The sequence below is a fragment of the Kitasatospora sp. NPDC034533 genome (assembly GCF_055575155.1).
In genome coordinates this window covers 1-14,518 of sequence record NZ_JBVITE010000069.1, presented here as the reverse complement: position 1 = coordinate 14,518, position 14,518 = coordinate 1, and the positions used below count along the sequence as shown (strand labels likewise).

General features: G+C 75.6%; 16 protein-coding genes. 9 read left to right on the top strand and 7 right to left on the bottom strand.

Annotated features, from left to right (window positions below):
• Positions 1 to 258 precede the first annotated feature (258 nt).
• Positions 259 to 660, top strand: coding sequence for a hypothetical protein (locus tag ACZ55U_RS32905; RefSeq protein ID WP_465532101.1), 402 nt, complete (start codon positions 259 to 261; stop codon positions 658 to 660).
• A gap of 346 nt (positions 661 to 1,006) precedes the next feature.
• Positions 1,007 to 2,122 carry a hypothetical protein gene (locus ACZ55U_RS32900; protein ID WP_465532099.1) on the top strand — a complete coding sequence of 372 codons (1,116 nt, stop codon included), beginning with the start codon at positions 1,007 to 1,009 and terminating at the stop codon, positions 2,120 to 2,122.
• Between the two features lie 64 nt (positions 2,123 to 2,186).
• Here ACZ55U_RS32900 and ACZ55U_RS32895 read toward each other — a convergent pair whose 3' ends face one another.
• Positions 2,187 to 2,720 (bottom strand): DUF2716 domain-containing protein, encoded by a 534-nt coding sequence (locus ACZ55U_RS32895; protein ID WP_465532097.1) that lies wholly within the window; start codon positions 2,718 to 2,720, stop codon positions 2,187 to 2,189.
• 229 nt (positions 2,721 to 2,949) lie between these two features.
• On the opposite strand from ACZ55U_RS32895, the gene ACZ55U_RS32890 reads away from it, so the two are divergent.
• Positions 2,950 to 3,369, top strand: a complete 420-nt coding sequence (locus ACZ55U_RS32890) for a hypothetical protein (RefSeq protein WP_465532095.1) — start codon at positions 2,950 to 2,952, stop codon at positions 3,367 to 3,369.
• Between the two features lie 40 nt (positions 3,370 to 3,409).
• Here ACZ55U_RS32890 and ACZ55U_RS32885 read toward each other — a convergent pair whose 3' ends face one another.
• Both ACZ55U_RS32885 and ACZ55U_RS32880 read right to left on the bottom strand, forming a co-directional pair.
• The gene (locus ACZ55U_RS32885; RefSeq protein WP_465532093.1) at positions 3,410 to 3,874 is read right to left on the bottom strand and encodes a GNAT family N-acetyltransferase; all 465 of its coding nucleotides are present in this window, start codon (positions 3,872 to 3,874) and stop codon (positions 3,410 to 3,412) included.
• A gap of 18 nt (positions 3,875 to 3,892) precedes the next feature.
• The gene (locus tag ACZ55U_RS32880) at positions 3,893 to 4,483 is read right to left on the bottom strand and encodes a TetR/AcrR family transcriptional regulator (protein WP_465532091.1); all 591 of its coding nucleotides are present in this window, start codon (positions 4,481 to 4,483) and stop codon (positions 3,893 to 3,895) included.
• 102 nt (positions 4,484 to 4,585) lie between these two features.
• Between ACZ55U_RS32880 and ACZ55U_RS32875 the strand changes: the two genes are divergently transcribed.
• Both ACZ55U_RS32875 and ACZ55U_RS32870 read left to right on the top strand, forming a co-directional pair.
• On the top strand, positions 4,586 to 5,662 hold the full coding sequence (locus ACZ55U_RS32875) for a Gfo/Idh/MocA family protein (RefSeq protein WP_465532089.1): 1,077 nt from the start codon (positions 4,586 to 4,588) through the stop codon (positions 5,660 to 5,662).
• A gap of 218 nt (positions 5,663 to 5,880) precedes the next feature.
• The gene (locus tag ACZ55U_RS32870) at positions 5,881 to 6,246 is read left to right on the top strand and encodes a DUF488 domain-containing protein (RefSeq protein WP_465532087.1); all 366 of its coding nucleotides are present in this window, start codon (positions 5,881 to 5,883) and stop codon (positions 6,244 to 6,246) included.
• Between the two features lie 100 nt (positions 6,247 to 6,346).
• Here ACZ55U_RS32870 and ACZ55U_RS32865 read toward each other — a convergent pair whose 3' ends face one another.
• From ACZ55U_RS32865 to ACZ55U_RS32855, 3 genes are all read right to left on the bottom strand, one after another.
• Entirely contained in the window at positions 6,347 to 7,678 is a 1,332-nt protein-coding gene (locus ACZ55U_RS32865) for an NADH-quinone oxidoreductase subunit D (protein ID WP_465532143.1), read from the bottom strand.
• Between the two features lie 193 nt (positions 7,679 to 7,871).
• Positions 7,872 to 8,144: a hypothetical protein gene (locus ACZ55U_RS32860; protein WP_465532085.1), complete on the bottom strand. Its 273-nt coding sequence runs from the start codon at positions 8,142 to 8,144 to the stop codon at positions 7,872 to 7,874.
• Between the two features lie 161 nt (positions 8,145 to 8,305).
• A complete protein-coding gene (locus ACZ55U_RS32855) occupies positions 8,306 to 8,986 on the bottom strand; it encodes an O-methyltransferase (RefSeq protein WP_465532083.1) in 681 nt (226 codons plus the stop codon).
• Positions 8,987 to 9,354: 368 nt separating this feature from the next.
• Between ACZ55U_RS32855 and ACZ55U_RS32850 the strand changes: the two genes are divergently transcribed.
• From ACZ55U_RS32850 to ACZ55U_RS32835, 4 genes are all read left to right on the top strand, one after another.
• Entirely contained in the window at positions 9,355 to 10,485 is a 1,131-nt protein-coding gene (locus ACZ55U_RS32850; RefSeq protein WP_465532081.1) for a methyltransferase domain-containing protein, read from the top strand.
• A gap of 214 nt (positions 10,486 to 10,699) precedes the next feature.
• Positions 10,700 to 11,431, top strand: coding sequence for a hypothetical protein (locus tag ACZ55U_RS32845; protein WP_465532079.1), 732 nt, complete (start codon positions 10,700 to 10,702; stop codon positions 11,429 to 11,431).
• A complete protein-coding gene (locus ACZ55U_RS32840) occupies positions 11,424 to 12,125 on the top strand; it encodes a class F sortase (protein ID WP_465532077.1) in 702 nt (233 codons plus the stop codon). The genes ACZ55U_RS32845 and ACZ55U_RS32840 overlap by 8 nt, the downstream gene beginning before the upstream one ends.
• A 198-nt stretch (positions 12,126 to 12,323) precedes the next feature.
• Positions 12,324 to 13,208, top strand: a complete 885-nt coding sequence (locus tag ACZ55U_RS32835) for an aminoglycoside phosphotransferase family protein (protein ID WP_465532075.1) — start codon at positions 12,324 to 12,326, stop codon at positions 13,206 to 13,208.
• 150 nt (positions 13,209 to 13,358) lie between these two features.
• Here ACZ55U_RS32835 and ACZ55U_RS32830 read toward each other — a convergent pair whose 3' ends face one another.
• Entirely contained in the window at positions 13,359 to 14,096 is a 738-nt protein-coding gene (locus tag ACZ55U_RS32830) for a dienelactone hydrolase family protein (RefSeq protein ID WP_465532073.1), read from the bottom strand.
• Between the last annotated feature and the right edge of the window lie 422 nt (positions 14,097 to 14,518).

Here is a 14,518-nt window from a genome sequence, read left to right as displayed (position 1 = left end):
CATCGCCGACTTCGGCACCAAGCACACCGGCTGAACCGCGCACCGCCGGTCACCCGCCCGCCCGGTTCCGCCACGGGGCGCCGTGGTTCGCATACGAGATTCCGAATGCGCCGGAAGGCGCCCGCCGCGGGCACCTGATCAGATGACACCCGGGCGAGGGCGGCGCGCCGCGCGGGCTCCGGCTGGCTAGCGTCGCGCGCATTCCCACCGCCTCGCGGCGCGCGTCCGTGCCGTGAGCCGATCCCTGGAGCGACCACCATGCGCCGTACCACCGCCGGAGCCGCCGTCAGAGCCGCCGCCGGAGCCGTCGTCCTGTCGGCCTCCTTCACCGCCCAGGCCGTCGCGGCGCCCGCCGAGATCGTCGCCCCCAACGCCAGGGCCGCCGCCGAGGTGGACGCCAACGGCGGGCTGGAACGGCAGAAGAACGTGGTCGACAGCTTCGCGTACGGCCCGGGCGTCTACTGCGTCATCGTCGACCCGGCGGCCGGGATCAACCTGTCCACCGCCCTGATCCTGGCCAACGGCGGACCGGGGACCACCAGCGTCTCGACGCTCGGCAAGCCCACCACGTCGTGCGGCAACCGGCGGGACGCCGTCACCGTGGTCACCCTCAAGGACGGCCAGCCCACGCGCTCCGGCTTCACCATCGCGATCCTGTAGCCGTCCGCCCTGTGGTCCACCCCCCACCGCCCGAGCGGGCAGGCAGCCTGCTCGGGCGACCGCACAAAGCGCCGGATCGACCGGAGAGCAGAGTCACTCGATGGGCTGATTGCGGATCCGGCCGCCGGGTGGCACTGGCCGACGGCCGCGAGGTGCTGCCATCGTTCGGAGATCACCAGCGAGGGGCCTCATGACCGATACGACCGACACCTCGACGAGGACGGCCGCTGATCGCGTGCCGCCCGCCCGCCTCTTCCTGGGGGTCGGGCGCCGTACGAGTTCCGCCGGGATTCCGGGTTCGGCCGGGACCGCCGGTTCCGCCGGGATTCCGAGAAGAGCCGAGGCCGTGGGCACCACGGGGGCGGCGAGCACCGCCGAGGCCGTGGGCACCGCCGGGGCCGCGAGTTCCACCGAGGCCACGAGCACTGCGGGGACTCCGAGTTCAGCCGGGCCCGCGACCGCCGTCGGGCCCGCTGGTTCCGCCGGGAGGGCGAACACCGCCGAGACGCTGCCGAGCGCCTACGCCCCGCTGGTGTCCCTGATCCGGGAGTCCATGGAGGCCGGGAACTCGGATCTCGCGACCCACCTGGCCGAGGAACTGCACCGCCGTGTCGCCCTGGAGCGCGGTGCCCGGCACCCGGAGGCGCTGCGCGCGCAGGAGGTGCAGGCGTACGTCGCGGCCGTCGGCGGCGACCCCCGGCGGGCGGCCGACCTGTTCGCCGGGGCCGCCGCCGCGTGGGCCGGGCTGGGCGCGTCGGAGCAGTGGGCGGCCTCGCGCAACGCGGAGGTCTGCCGGCGCCGGGCGGAGGCGGTGGCGGCGGCCGAGTCCGCGGAGTTCCCCGCCGCCCGGCGCCTGCCCCTCTCGCCGTCCCTCCTTCCGTCCTTCCCGCCGTCGCTGGCCCGCGCCTTCGGGCGCGGAACCGTCGTCGCGGTCGTCCTGGCGACGGCCCTGGTCACGGGAGCGACGGAGGTCGGCCCGCTGGCCAACCTCACGGTGGGCCCCCGGACGGCGGCCGACGAGCAGCCGATGGTGCCCGCCCTGGTGGCCGCACTGGAGTTCTCCGCGCCGCCGGTCGCGCCGCCGGCCGCGCCCGACCCGGGCTCCGCGGCGGACCCGGCGGAGCCGGCGGCGGAGGAGCCCGCCGCCGAGCCGGACGCCGTTTCCGCCGACGAACCGGAGGCACCGGCCGCCGACGCGGGCGGCGGACAGGGCCCCCGGGCCGGGCGGCGGCACGACGCCCCGGCCGCCCACCCCCGGCCGAAGCCCGCCCCCGACCCCGGCGCCCCGTCCGGCGACCAGGGCGCCGACGCGGCGCAGCTGTGCGCCACCGCCCGGACGTACGGCGCCCAGTACCTCGGCTCCCTCGTCGACCTGTGCCGGCGCGCCGCCGCCGTGTCGGGCAAGCGGTCACTCGCCCCCGACCTCGCCGTCCGGGAGGGGCCGGCCATCCGCTCCGAGTGAGCGTCGCGGCCCGGAGTGCCCGTCCGTTCCACCGGAGCCTCGGCGGGCCGTCGGGCCCGCGTGCTCACACCGGCAGGCCGTCGCGGCGGAGCACCCGCCCGAGCACCCGGTGGACGTCCTCGGAGACCGTCGCCACCAGGTCGGCGCCGAAGACGCGGAGGGAGTTCTCCCGGGGGTGTCCGAAGGTGCCGAAGCGCAGGTCCTCGGCGAGGAGGACGGAGTAGTCGCCGTCCGGGACGGGGCTGAGCGGCCAGCCCTCCCGTGCCCGCCCTTCGAGGGCCCGGGGGAGGAACACGTCGGTGGCCGGGAGGTCGGGGCGGAGCCGGTAGCAGGTGTGCTGCCAGTCCAGGATCCAGAGCGACTCCCCGGGCCGGCAGCGCTCTGTCAGCCCGTCCTGCACCGCGTCGGCCAGGCGGTCGAGCTTCCGGTCGCCGGGGTCGTCGTCCAGCGCGCCGAGGCTCCAGGTGACCGACGGCGAGGGCTCCGTGATGCCGGGGAACACGTGGACGCTGGGCCGGAAGCCGAACCCGGTGTGGAAGCGGTCCCAGATGTCGGTGTGCTCACGGCCGTTGAGCCGCCGCAGGGCTTCGCTGGTCACCGGGCGACCCTACCGCTCGGCCGCCGCGCCCCGGCCTGGACGTCCGGTCGCGGTCCCCGGGCCCGCGCATCGCGGCGCGGCGGCCCCCGTGGGGGAGTGCGGTGCGACATGCCGCGTTCGGAGCAGTGTCGTCGACTGCCCCGGCCGGCCGGGACACGCTGTGGTCCTCGATCGTGCCGAGCGCCCGTCACCGGCCGTGCCCGTCCTGCCGGACGAAAGGAAGGTCCCCGTGCGCACGAGCGCCCTCCTCCTGGTCTCCGCCGCCTCGACGGCGCTGGCCCTGTCCCTCCTGGGCGGCGCGCCGCCCGCCCCGGCCGCCCGGGTCGCGTCCCCCGCACCCGCCGAAACGGCCCCGGCCGCGCCGGCCGGGGCCGTCGGCTCGTTCACGGTCAGCGCCCAGGAGTGCGGGTCCTGGGGCTGCGAGTACGCGCCGCCCTACCTCGTCCTGGACGACCCGGCCGGCTGCCACCCCGTCCCGCCCGCCCCCGCGACGATCAGCTCGCGGTGGACGCGGTGGTGGAACGGCACGGGCCGGAGCGCGTACCTGTTCACCGACGGCGCCTGCACCGGGGTGGCCGACGCGGCCCTGGACGGGAGGTCCGCGATCGAGTTCGGCCAGGCCCCGTACCGCTCGGTCCGCTTCGGCTGAGCGGTACGGGGCGGCCGTGGACGCCGGGCGGCGCCCCGGGTCACGCCCGCGTCGTCCCGGTCCGTGCGGGGCAGAGGAAGAACAGTTCCGGGTCGCCCTCGTCAAGGCCGTGGAGGAGCCCGACCGGCTTCCACCCGGCCCGTTGCAGCAGCCGCTGCATCGGCAGGTTGGAGACGTTGGTCGAGGTGAACAGCTTCGGGGTCCCGCACGAGGCCGCCGCGGCGTCCAGCAGCCGACGGCCGACTCCCCTGCCGCGGGCGGCCGGTGAGACCATCAGCATCGTGACGAAGCCGTTCTCGAAGAACGTGTACTCGGTCACGCAGTAGCCGAGCGGGCCGGACGGCCCGTCCGCCACGACCACCAGGCCCTGGCCGCACCACCGCCGGATGCCGGCCGCTCGTTCCTCGTCGCCTCCGGCCGCGACCGAATCGATGGCGATCAGCGCGTCCGCCTCCGACTCCAGGGCGCGGCGCACGACGATTCGGTCAAGGTCTGCTGCGTCCATGGGGGGCATACTGCCAGGTCACGAGCCCGGCGGTCGGAACAGCGTCCGCAGCGCCAGGTCGGCCACCTGGTGCAGCTGTTCGCGGGTGCGGCCGCTCGCCGCCTGCACGGCGATGCCGTCGGTGACGGTGTGGACCAGCCGGGCCAGGGCCTGCGGATCGCAGTCCGCCGGCAGGTCGTCGGCCTGCTCGAAGCGACGGCGCAGCGCGGCCTCGCCGGCCATCCGCCGGGCGATCACCTCCTGGCGGACCGGTTCGGAGTCCGGGGCGCAGGCGTGGACGCTGTTGACGCTCAGGCAGCCGTGGGGCGTGTGCGACCCGGTGGTCAGCTCGACGGCCCCGAGGAGCAGCCGTTCGACGACGGCCCGCGCGGTGGGTGCCTCCAGGGCTTCGGCGGCGAAGGCTCCGGGGCTGGTGAAGTAGCGGTCGAGGGTCTGGCGGAACAGCTGTTCCTTGTTGCCGAAGGTCGCGTAGAGGCTGGTCCGGTTGATGCCCATCGCCGCGGTCAGGTCCGACAGGGACGTCCCCTCGTACCCCTGGCGCCAGAAGACCTCCAGCGCCCGGTCGAGCGCGGTGTCCGGGTCGAAGGCGCGTGGGCGACCGCCTGGCATTCCGTACCTCCCGAGTTTCTTACCCGTCGGTACGTTACCCCTTGAACTCCGGCTCCGTTCGGCCTAGTTTCGGATCGGTCGGTACAAAACTGGGGAGGGCACATGATCAGGGTCGGGGTCGTCGGAGCCGGTGGCTGGGCCGAGGAGTCGCATCTGCCCGCACTCGCCGCACTGGCCGGGTTCCGGGTGACCGCCGTCGCGACGACCAGACAGGCCAGCGCCGACGCCGCGGCGGCCGCCCACGGCGTACCGCTCGCCTTCGCCGACGCCGGGGTCCTCGCCGCCCATCCGGACGTGGACCTGGTCGTGGTGTCGGTCAAGACGCCCGGGCACGCTCCGGTGATCAGGGCCGCGCTGGCGGCGGGCAAACACGTGTTCTCCGAATGGCCGCTGGGCGTGGACGTCACGGAGGCGGAGGACCTCGCCCGGGCGGCCGGCGCGGCCGGTGTCGTCCACGCGGTGAACCTCCAGGGGCACCACTCCCCGGACGCCCGGTACGTCGCCGACCTGGTCGCCGCCGGTGCGATCGGCCGGCTCGAATCGGCCGTCCTGGTCGCCGCCGGCGACCCGCTGGGCGGCCCCCGGATCGCGCCGGAGCTGGCCTGGTCCACCAACCCGGCCGCGGGCACCTCACTCCTGACCGTCATGGCCGGCCACTTCCTGGCCACCCTGGACCGGATGGCGGGCCGGCTGGCCGAGGTGTCCGCGCGGCTGCCCCGCCCGTACGACCAGGTCGAGGTCACGGGCACCGGACGGACGGTGCCCAACGGCGTGCCCGCCCAGGTGCTGCTCCACGGCGTCCTGGAGAGCGGCGCCACCGCGTCCGTCGCCGTGCACGGCGGCAGCGGGAGCCCGGAGGGGTTCCTCGTCAAGCTCGTCGGCTCCGAGGGCGTCCTGACGGCCACCGCCGCCCGGCCGGGCCGCTACCTGCACTGGACCGACTGGGACATCCGGGTCGGTGGCGAGCGGGTGGCGGTGCCCGGCGACTACCGGACCGTCCCCTTCGACCCCGCCGCCGGACCGGTCGCCAACGTCGCGGCCGTCTACCAGGAGATCGCCCGGGCGATCACGGAGGGGCGCGGCGCCCACCCGGACTTCCACGCCGCCGCGGCCCATCACCGGGTGCTCGCGGCCGTCGAACGCGCGGCGGAGAGCGGCGTCGCGCAGAAGGTCCGCTGACGGCTCCGGCGGTCGGTGCCGACGGTGACGGTCGGCGTGGAGGCCGGGCGTCGCCTGCCGATCCGCCGGGGTGAGGATCCTGCTGATCCGGGGCAGACGCCTGGGTGTGGCGGCGGCTGCGCTGCCCGCGCGGGCCGGACCGGCCGCTCACCGGACCGGCCTGCTCGGCTCGCGCCCTGCCCGACCCGCACTGCCCCGGACGCTGGAAGGAAGCCGCCATGAGCCCACGGATCGCCTACCGGCGGATCTACGAGGAAGCCTCGCCCCAGGACGGGCGGAGGGTGCTAGTCGACCGGGTCTGGCCGCGCGGGATGACGAAGGAGGACGCCGGGCTGGACGAGTGGCTGCGCGACGTCGCCCCATCGACCGAACTGCGCCGCTGGTACGGCCACGACCCGGAGCGCTTCGCCGAGTTCCGCCGCCGTTACCGGGCCGAGCTGCGGGACGCGCGACACCGCGAGGCGGCCGGGCACCTGCGTGAGCTCGCCGCCCACGACGGGCTCACGCTGCTGACCGCCACCAAGGACGCGGACCACAGCCAGGCCGCCGTCCTCGCCGAGTGGCTGGCCCAGGGGAGACGCTGACGACCGGCGCCGGCCCCGGGCCGCCGTCGCCGCACCCGCCCGGGCCCGGTGCGGGCGCCGCGCGGGTCCGCGTCTCGCGGGTCCGGGGTTGCGCGGGCCCTCACCGGTCCACGCCTCCCATCACCGGGTCGATGCTCGCCACCGAGACGACGACGTCGGCCACCTGGCCCCCCTCGCACATCGCGGCCATCGTCTCCAGGTTGGTGAACGACGGATCGCGGAAGTGCACCCGGTACGGCCGCGTGCCGCCGTCGGAGACCACGTGCGCGCCCAGCTCGCCCCTGGCGGACTCGACCGCCGTGTAGGCCTGCCCCGCCGGGACCCGGAAGCCCTCCGTCACCAGCTTGAAGTGGTGGATCAGCGCCTCCATGGACTCGCCCATGATCTTGCGGACGTGGTCGAGGGAGTTGCCCAACCCGTCCGGCCCGACGGCCAGTTGGGCGGGCCAGGCGATCTTCCTGTCGGCCACCATGACCGGGCCGGGGGCCAGCCGGTCCAGGCACTGCTCGACGATCCGCAGTGACTGGCGCATCTCCTCCAGCCGGATCAGGAACCGGCCGTAGGCGTCCGCGCTGTCGGCGGTCGCGACCTCGAACTCGTAGTCCTGGTATCCGCAGTAGGGCTCGCTCCTGCGCAGGTCGTGCGGCAGGCCGGTGGCCCGCAGGATCGGGCCGGTGGCACCGAGGGCCAGGCAGCCGGGCAGGTCCAGGAAGCCGACGCCGACCAGCCGGGCCCGGAAGGCCGGGTTGTGGGTCGCCAGCTTGTCGTACTCCGGGATCCGCGAGCGCAGCAGTTCCACGCCCTGGCGGATCTGGTCCGGCGCGCCCGGGGGCAGGTCCTGGGCGAGGCCGCCCGGCCGGACGTAGCCGTGGTTCATGCGCAGGCCCGTCACCAGTTCGAGGATGTCGAGGACGACCTCGCGGTCCCGGAAGCCGTAGACCATCAGCGTGGTGGAGCCGATCTCCATCCCGCCGGCGGCCAGCGCCACCAGGTGCGAGGAGATCCGGTTGAGCTCCATCATCAGCACCCGGATGACGCTCGCCCGCTCCGGGACCTGCTCGGTGATCCCGAGCAGCTTCTCCACCGCCAGGCAGTAGGCCGTCTCGTTGAACAGCGGCATCAGGTAGTCCATGCGGGTCACGAAGGTGGTGCCCTGGACCCAGTTGCGGAACTCCATGTTCTTCTCGATGCCGGTGTGGAGGTAGCCGATGCCGCAGCGGGCCTCCTTCACCGTCTCGCCGTCGATCTCCAGCACCAGGCGCAGCACGCCGTGGGTGGAGGGGTGCTGGGGGCCCATGTTGACGATGACGCGTTCGTCGTCGGCCCGGCCGACCGCCTCGGCCACCTCGCCCCAGTCGCCGCCGGTGACGGTGAAGACCCGGCCCTCCGTCGTGTCCCGCGCTTCTGCCGACTCGTGCTCGATGTCGCTCATCAGCCGTCCGACCTCCGCCCCGATCACCCGCCGCGACAGGGGCACCTGGGCGTGTCTCGGCGGCATGGGCTGCTCCAGTCCAGGATCGCGCAGATCCGCCGTGAACACCCGGCCGGGACCGGCAGACCCGGCGGGCCCGGCCGGACCGGCAGCGCACCGGCCGGGGCCGCACGTCAGGGAACGGCCGCGCGCGTCATGACTCCTCGGGGAGCGCGGGGCTGCCGTACTCTTCGAGCGCGTCGATCACGGTCGGCAGGTCCAGCGGGGCGTCCACGCTGCCGGGGCCCTTCGCCCGGGCGGACGAGAACCGGCCGTCCGGGGAGAACTCCACCCGCAGTGTCCAGTCGAGCAGTGAGAACCGCATCGCCCCGTCCTGGTCGCGCACGACCCGCCAGCCGTAGCGGCGGGCGGTCGCCTCCAGGTGGGGGGCGTCACGGCTCGCCGGTGCGGGCTCGGGTCGCGTCATGGCACCGATGCTCGCGTGACCGGCGCCCCGCCGCCAGCCGCCGTGTCGCCCCGGCCGCAGGCTCCGCGCGGAGGCGGCGCCGGACCGGCCGGGTGCTGCTCCGCGTCCCACGACCCGCTGCGGCCCGTACGGGGGGCGGCGCCCCCTCCCGCGCGAGAGCGTCAGGAGGTGACCAGGGCGACCAGGAACCCGTCGTACCCCTTGGAACCGACGGTCTGGAGCGCGGTGGCCTCCAGGCGGGGGTGTTCGCCGATCATCTCGGCGAAGCGCCGCACGCCCCGGACCCGCGGGTCGTCGCTGTCCGGGTCGGCCACCGCGCCGTCGCGGACCACGTTGTCCCCGACGATCAGGCTGCCGGGGCGGGTGAGCCGCAGCGCCCACTCCAGGTACTCCGGGTTGGACGGCTTGTCGGCGTCGATGAAGACCAGGTCGAACGGCTCGGCGCGGCCCGCCTCCACCTCCTTGGCCAGCAGCGGCAGAGTGCGCGCCGCCAGGCCCTCGCGCAGCTCGACGACCCCGCCGAGCCCGGCGCGGGCGATGCTCGCGGCGGCGGTCGCCGCGCACACCGGGTCGGCCTCCAGGGTGACCAGGCGCCCGCCCTCGGGCAGGGCGCGGGCCAGCCAGATGGTGCTGTAGCCGCCGAGGGTGCCGATCTCCAGCACCCGGCGCGCGCCGCCGAGGCGGGCCAGCAGGTGCAGCAGCTTGCCCTGGTTGGGCGCGACCTCGTGCGCGGGCAGTCCGGCCGCGGCGGCGTCCCGGCGGGCCGCGAGCAGCGCGTCGTCCTCCTCGACCAGATGGCCCTCGAAGTAGGCGTCGACCGCCGTCCAGGTCTGCTGCGACATAGTGAGTTCCTTTTTAAGACTTACTGATCGGCCGGCATGACACTACACCCGCCGGCGCCGCGCACCACGGGCGCCCCCGAGCGTGCGCGACGGGCCGCCGGGAGCCGGCGGCACCGGCTCCGGCGCGCGCCCCCGGCTGCCCCCGCGCGCCGTACCGCCCGGAGTGATGCCGCGTCAGGATGTGCGCGGTCGTATCCGCCGATGCAGGAGGGCAGCATGGGAGAGCACTCGAAGCCGCCGCAGGACCCGAGCCAGGGGACGCCGCCGCCGAACAACGCCGACAGCAAGGTCACCACGCCGCCGCCGGGCAACGGCAAGCACAAGAAGTGACGGCGAGCGGCGGCCTGGGCGGCCGGTACCGGGAGCGTATGGAGAGGCAGTTGGAGCAGCGCGGGGCGTGGCCGGCCGACTCGCCGTGGCTGCGTGAGGCCTTCGCCGCCTTGCCGCGTGAGCGGTTCGCGCCGGGCCGGCTGTGGCGGTGGGACGGCCAGGCCTATGTGCCGGTGGAACTCGCGGACGATCCGGACGGGTGGTTCGGCGAGCTGTACTGCGATGCCGACGCGCCGGCCGTGACCCAGCTGACCGACGGCCGGCCCTCCTCATCGCTGTCCGCGCCCTCCGTGGTCGCGGACATGCTGGACAGCCTCCGGCTCGAACCCGGCCACCGGGTGTGGGACATCGGCACCGGCCAGGGCTGGACGGCGGCGCTGAGCGCCTGGCGGGCCGGGCCCGGCCGGGTGGTCTCCACCGAGATCGACGGGCGACTGGCCGGATTCGCCCGCGGCCGGCTCGCGGCGGCCGGCCTGGAGGTCGAGGTCACCGTGGCCGACGGCACGGCCACCGGCCCGCCCGGCGGCGGCCGGGTCGACCGGATCCACGCCACCTACGCCGTCGAGGTCGTGCCCTGGTCCTGGGTGGCGGCGGTACGGCCGGGCGGGCGGATCGTCTACCCCTGGGGACGACTGGGGTACGTGGCCCTCACCGTCGCCGACGACGGGGCCGCCGCGCACGGCTGGGTTCACGGCTTGGCGCAGTTCATGGGCGACCGTACCGGCCGGGCACAGGCGAGCAGCGGGCCCGCCGCCCACGCCGCGGTGCGCGGCGACGCGGAGCCCGAGGCCCGCCGGGCCCTGGACCGGGACCCGGCCGCCCTGGAGAGGGACTGGCACCTGCGGTTCGCGCTGCGCGTCGCCGTGCCGGACGCCGTGGTGGTCACCGGGCAGGGCGAGGGCGCGCCGGTCGTCCTGGTCCACGACGGGGACGGCTCGTGGGCCGAGATCCGCCCGGACACGGGCGGCCGTCCGATGCTGTGGCAGGGCGGCCCGCGCCGCATCGGCGACGAGGTGCTGGCCGCCTGGTGCCGGTGGGAGGAGCTCGGACGCCCGGACCTGCACGACTACGGCGTCACCGTCACCCCCGACGCCCAGTGGGCGTGGCAGGGCGACCCGGACACCGGCCCGCGGTGGCCGATCGGGCCCCTGCTCCCCGCCACGCGGTGACCTTCCCGGCGATCCGGGCCGTTGGCCGCGCGTTCGATTCGTAGGGCCGCTCGGGTTGAGTGGCCCCGCCAGGCGGGTGCGGTGATCAGTCGCCCGGCGGACACGCCCGGTTTGGAACGGAGATGGTTTTCATAACCATCACCTGACCTGGTGGCCGGGAGCGCGTCGTGACGCCCTGTCGGGCGTTCCCGGCCTCCCTACGAAAGGAACCCACGTGATCGCCAAGCTTGGTATGGGGCTGGCCGGTGCTACGACCGCCGTCACCCTCCTGGGTATCGGCAGTCCGGCCCTGGCGGTGCCCGCCGACGGAATGGGCCCCGCGTGTGCCAAGCACCCGACCCACTGCGGCAAGGAGCCCTCCGTCGCACCGAGTGCCGGACCATCGGCCACGGCGGTGCCCCGGCCCGCCGACCCCGGGGTCCTCCAGCCCTCCGCCTCGGCGGCTCCCCGGCCGGTCGACCCGGCGGTCCTCCAGCCCTCCACCTCGGCGACGCCCAAGCCCGACGACCCCCTGGCGTTCGGGGATCCGCTGGCCGCGCTCACGACGGACCCGACGACCGCCCGTCCGGGAAGCGCCCTGCGGGTGCGCACCGCGGCGCCCTGCGCGAGCGGGCCGGAGACCGCCGTCTCACCCGCGTTCGCGGCGGCGGTCCTGCTGGCGCCCTCCAGCCCCGGCGGCGAGGCCGTCATCCTGCCGACCGTGGCTCCGGGGAGCTACCCCATCACCGCCACCTGCGGCGGCGTCACCGTCGCCGTCGGCACCATCACCGTCGCGCGCCCGACCGCCCTGCCCGCGGGCGGCGGTTGGGGCGCGGACCACGGCGGCACCGGCTCCGCCGTGGCCGTGGCCGCCTACGGCGCGCTCGCGCTGACCGGCGGCGTCGTCACCCTCGCCGCACTGCGACGGGTCCGTCGCCGGATCGGCCGGAGTACGGCCAGTGCCTGATCGCCGGCCGCGCCGGGTCCGACGGGTCTGCGAAGCCCTGTCAGGCGCGCTGCTGTTCGTCGCCCTGGCCGGAGCCGCCCGGAACGCCTTCCTCGTTCCCGGGCCAGGCCCGTCGGCCCCGGCGCGGCCCGCCCCCCGCGCACCGTCCTCCGACGTCGCCACCCCCGCGCCCACCCCCACCGGCACCGCCACCGCCACCGCCGGGGGACGTCCCGCCGATGCCCACGCCCCGCTGCCGCCCTCCACGCCGTTGCGCGTGGGCATCGCCTCCATCAAGCTCGACGCCGCCCTGCTGGCGCTGGGCACCGATCCCAAGGGCAGCCCCGAACTGCCGCCCTACACCATGCCGGAGACGGCGGCCTGGCTGCGCGACACCCCGACACCGGGCGCCGTCGGGGCGGCCGTGCTGGCCGGCCACGTCGACACCCCGACCGGACCGGCGGTGTTCTGGAAGCTGTCCGCCGTCCCCGCCGGCTCGACCGTCGACATCACCCGCGTCGACGGTTCCACCGCGACCTTCACGGTGGACCGGGTCAAGGCCTTCCCGCGCAGCAGCTTCCCGGCCGGTCTCGTCTACGCCCCCACCGCCGCCGCGGAGTTGCGCATCGTCACCTGCGGCGGCACCTACGACCGCGCCCGCCACGAGTACTCCGACAACGTGGTCCTCTTCGCCCACCTCACGGGTGCGCACTGACGGCGCCGCTCTTCGAGACCCGCCGCCGCACCCGGCGCCCTCAGCGCGTGGAGGGCTCAGCGGGCGAAGCGCTCAGCGTGGGGAGGGCGGGCGGCGGCGTCCGGCCGGTCGGGAAAACCCGTCGACAGGCGGGTGCCCGAGCCGCTGTGATGGTCCGGCCGCCCGCCGTAAGGAGCGGGCCCGTCCCAGGAGTTGACCGTGGCGACCGGGAGAGCCGTGGAGCACCGACCCGCGATCGACGCCGCACTGGTCAGGCGCCTGGTCGACGCGCAGTTCCCGCAGTGGGCCGGGCTGCCGCTCCGGCCGATCGACCAGCCCGGCTCGGACCACGTGATCCACCGGCTGGGCGGGGAACTGTCCGTCCGGCTGCCCCGCCACCAGGACGCCATCGGCCAGGCCGCCAAGGAGTACGCGTGGCTCCCCAGGCTCGCCCCGCACCTGCCGCTGGCCGTCCCGGTGCCGGTGGCGGTGGGCGAGCCGGGCTTCGGCTATCCCTGGCCGTGGGCGGTGTCCCGCTGGCTGGACGGCGAGGTGGCGACGGCCGAGGCCCTGGCCGACTCGCCCGAGGCCGCCGTCGGCCTGGCACGGTTCCTCACCGCGCTCCAGGGCGTCGCGGTCGAGGACGCCGGCGACGAACTCGTCGGTGAGGCGCTGGCGGACCGGGACGGTGGGACGCGGGCCGCCATCGCCGAGGTCGCGGGCGTCTTCGACGCCACGGCGATGACGCGGCTGTGGGACGCAGCGCTGGGCGCCCCCGCGTGGGACCGCCCGCCGGTCTGGTTCCACGGCGACTTCCACACGGGCAACCTGCTGACCACCGACGGCCGCCTCAGCGCGGTCATCGACTTCGGCGGGCTCGGCACCGGCGACCCGGCCTGCGACCTCACCATCGCCTTCACCCTGATGTCCGCCGGCGTCCGGGCGGCCTTCCGCGACGCCCTCGGCGTCGACGACGCCACCTGGGCACGGGGCCGGGGCTGGGCCCTGGCCACCGGCCTGAACGCCTACACCTCCTACGCCGCCGTCGACGCCCGGGTCGCCGCGCAGACCACCCGTCAGATCACCGAGGCCCTGATCGGGTAGCGCCGAGGCAGGGCAGACGACCGAGGCAGTCGCGAACACGTCCGCGCGATCGGGAATCCGCCCGAATGCCGTTCCGGCCTGGGGATTTGAGGGGAGGCCACTGTCGGTGCCCGGCGCCGACCGGGCCCGGGGCGGGCACGCTCACCCGGGTCATTCCCCCGGATCCTCCGTCACGGGCAGGCACTCGGTGAGCAGGTCGACGACATCACGCCAGGCCCGCCGCGCGTGCCGTGCGTGGTAGCCGACGCCGGGGACTGTGGGGTGGTCGACCGGCGGGTGGTGGAAGGCGTGCAGGGCGCCGCCGTAGACCGTGAGGCGCCAGTCGATGCCCGCGGCCTGCATCTCGGCGGCGAACGCCTCCCGTTGTGCGGGCGCCATGATCGGGTCTTCCGACCCGACCCCGGCCCACACCGGGCAGCGGATGTGCGCCGCCTCGCCCGGCCGGCCCGTGGTCACCGCGTTGACCGTCCCGATCGCGCGCAGGCCGACGCCGTCGCGTCCGAGTTCCAGCCCGATGGCGCCCCCGGTGCCGTAGCCGATGGCGGCGATCCGGTCGGGGTCGGTCCGCGGTTCGGCGCGCAGCACGTCGAGCGCCGCGTGGCCGATGCCCCGCATCCGGTCGGGATCGGCGAGGAGCGGCAGGCAACGGGCCAGCATCTCCCCGGGGTCGCTGAAGTAGCGCCCGCCGTGGAGGTCGAAGGCCAGCGCGACGTATCCGAGCTCGGCGAGAGCATCGGCCCGGCGGCGCTCGACGTCGCTGAGCCCCGTGCCCTCCGGACCGACCAGCACCGCGGGCCGGCGGCCGGCACCGGCCGGGAGCGCGAGGTGCCCGATCATCGTCAAACCGTCGGCCCGGTACTCGACCGTGCGGGTCGTCATCGTCGTCATGAGACGGACTGTAGTGATCGTCGAGCCCGGTCCGGCTGGTGTTCTGCCGCCGGCAGATGGGCGCGGGTGTCCACGCCGGGGCCCGCGCGGCCGCCGAGCGGCGGGAGCGGGAGTGGGAGGCGCAGGAGCAGTGCGGGCGCGAGGTGGGTGAGCGCACCGAGGAGCCCCCGTTCCGAGGGGTCACCTCAGAACGGGGGCTCCTCGGAACGGGGGCGTCCCCGCGCGGTCCCACCGAGGGCAGGACCGGCGGCCGGCGGAGTCCGCGCGGCGCGCCGGGCCCGGCCTGGTTCTTAGAAGTCATCTCATTTGGGCTTGTAGGCTGCTCGGGTGACGATCGTGGAGCGCTTGGTGCCGGACGAGCTGTGGGAGCTGTTCCAGTTGGTGGTGCCGGCGGCGCCGAGGCGGCCGCAGGGCGGTGGTCG

Coding starts and splice junctions, on each gene's coding strand:
- ACZ55U_RS32830 (WP_465532073.1), bottom strand. CDS start 14,096: ATGACGACGATGACGACCCGCACGGTCGAGTACCGGGCCGACGGTTTG.
- ACZ55U_RS32885 (WP_465532093.1), bottom strand. CDS start 3,874: ATGGACGCAGCAGACCTTGACCGAATCGTCGTGCGCCGCGCCCTGGAG.
- ACZ55U_RS32905 (WP_465532101.1), top strand. CDS start 259: ATGCGCCGTACCACCGCCGGAGCCGCCGTCAGAGCCGCCGCCGGAGCC.
- ACZ55U_RS32855 (WP_465532083.1), bottom strand. CDS start 8,986: ATGTCGCAGCAGACCTGGACGGCGGTCGACGCCTACTTCGAGGGCCAT.
- ACZ55U_RS32860 (WP_465532085.1), bottom strand. CDS start 8,144: ATGACGCGACCCGAGCCCGCACCGGCGAGCCGTGACGCCCCCCACCTG.
- ACZ55U_RS32865 (WP_465532143.1), bottom strand. CDS start 7,678: ATGAGCGACATCGAGCACGAGTCGGCAGAAGCGCGGGACACGACGGAG.
- ACZ55U_RS32850 (WP_465532081.1), top strand. CDS start 9,355: ATGGAGAGGCAGTTGGAGCAGCGCGGGGCGTGGCCGGCCGACTCGCCG.
- ACZ55U_RS32880 (WP_465532091.1), bottom strand. CDS start 4,483: ATGCCAGGCGGTCGCCCACGCGCCTTCGACCCGGACACCGCGCTCGAC.
- ACZ55U_RS32875 (WP_465532089.1), top strand. CDS start 4,586: ATGATCAGGGTCGGGGTCGTCGGAGCCGGTGGCTGGGCCGAGGAGTCG.
- ACZ55U_RS32870 (WP_465532087.1), top strand. CDS start 5,881: ATGAGCCCACGGATCGCCTACCGGCGGATCTACGAGGAAGCCTCGCCC.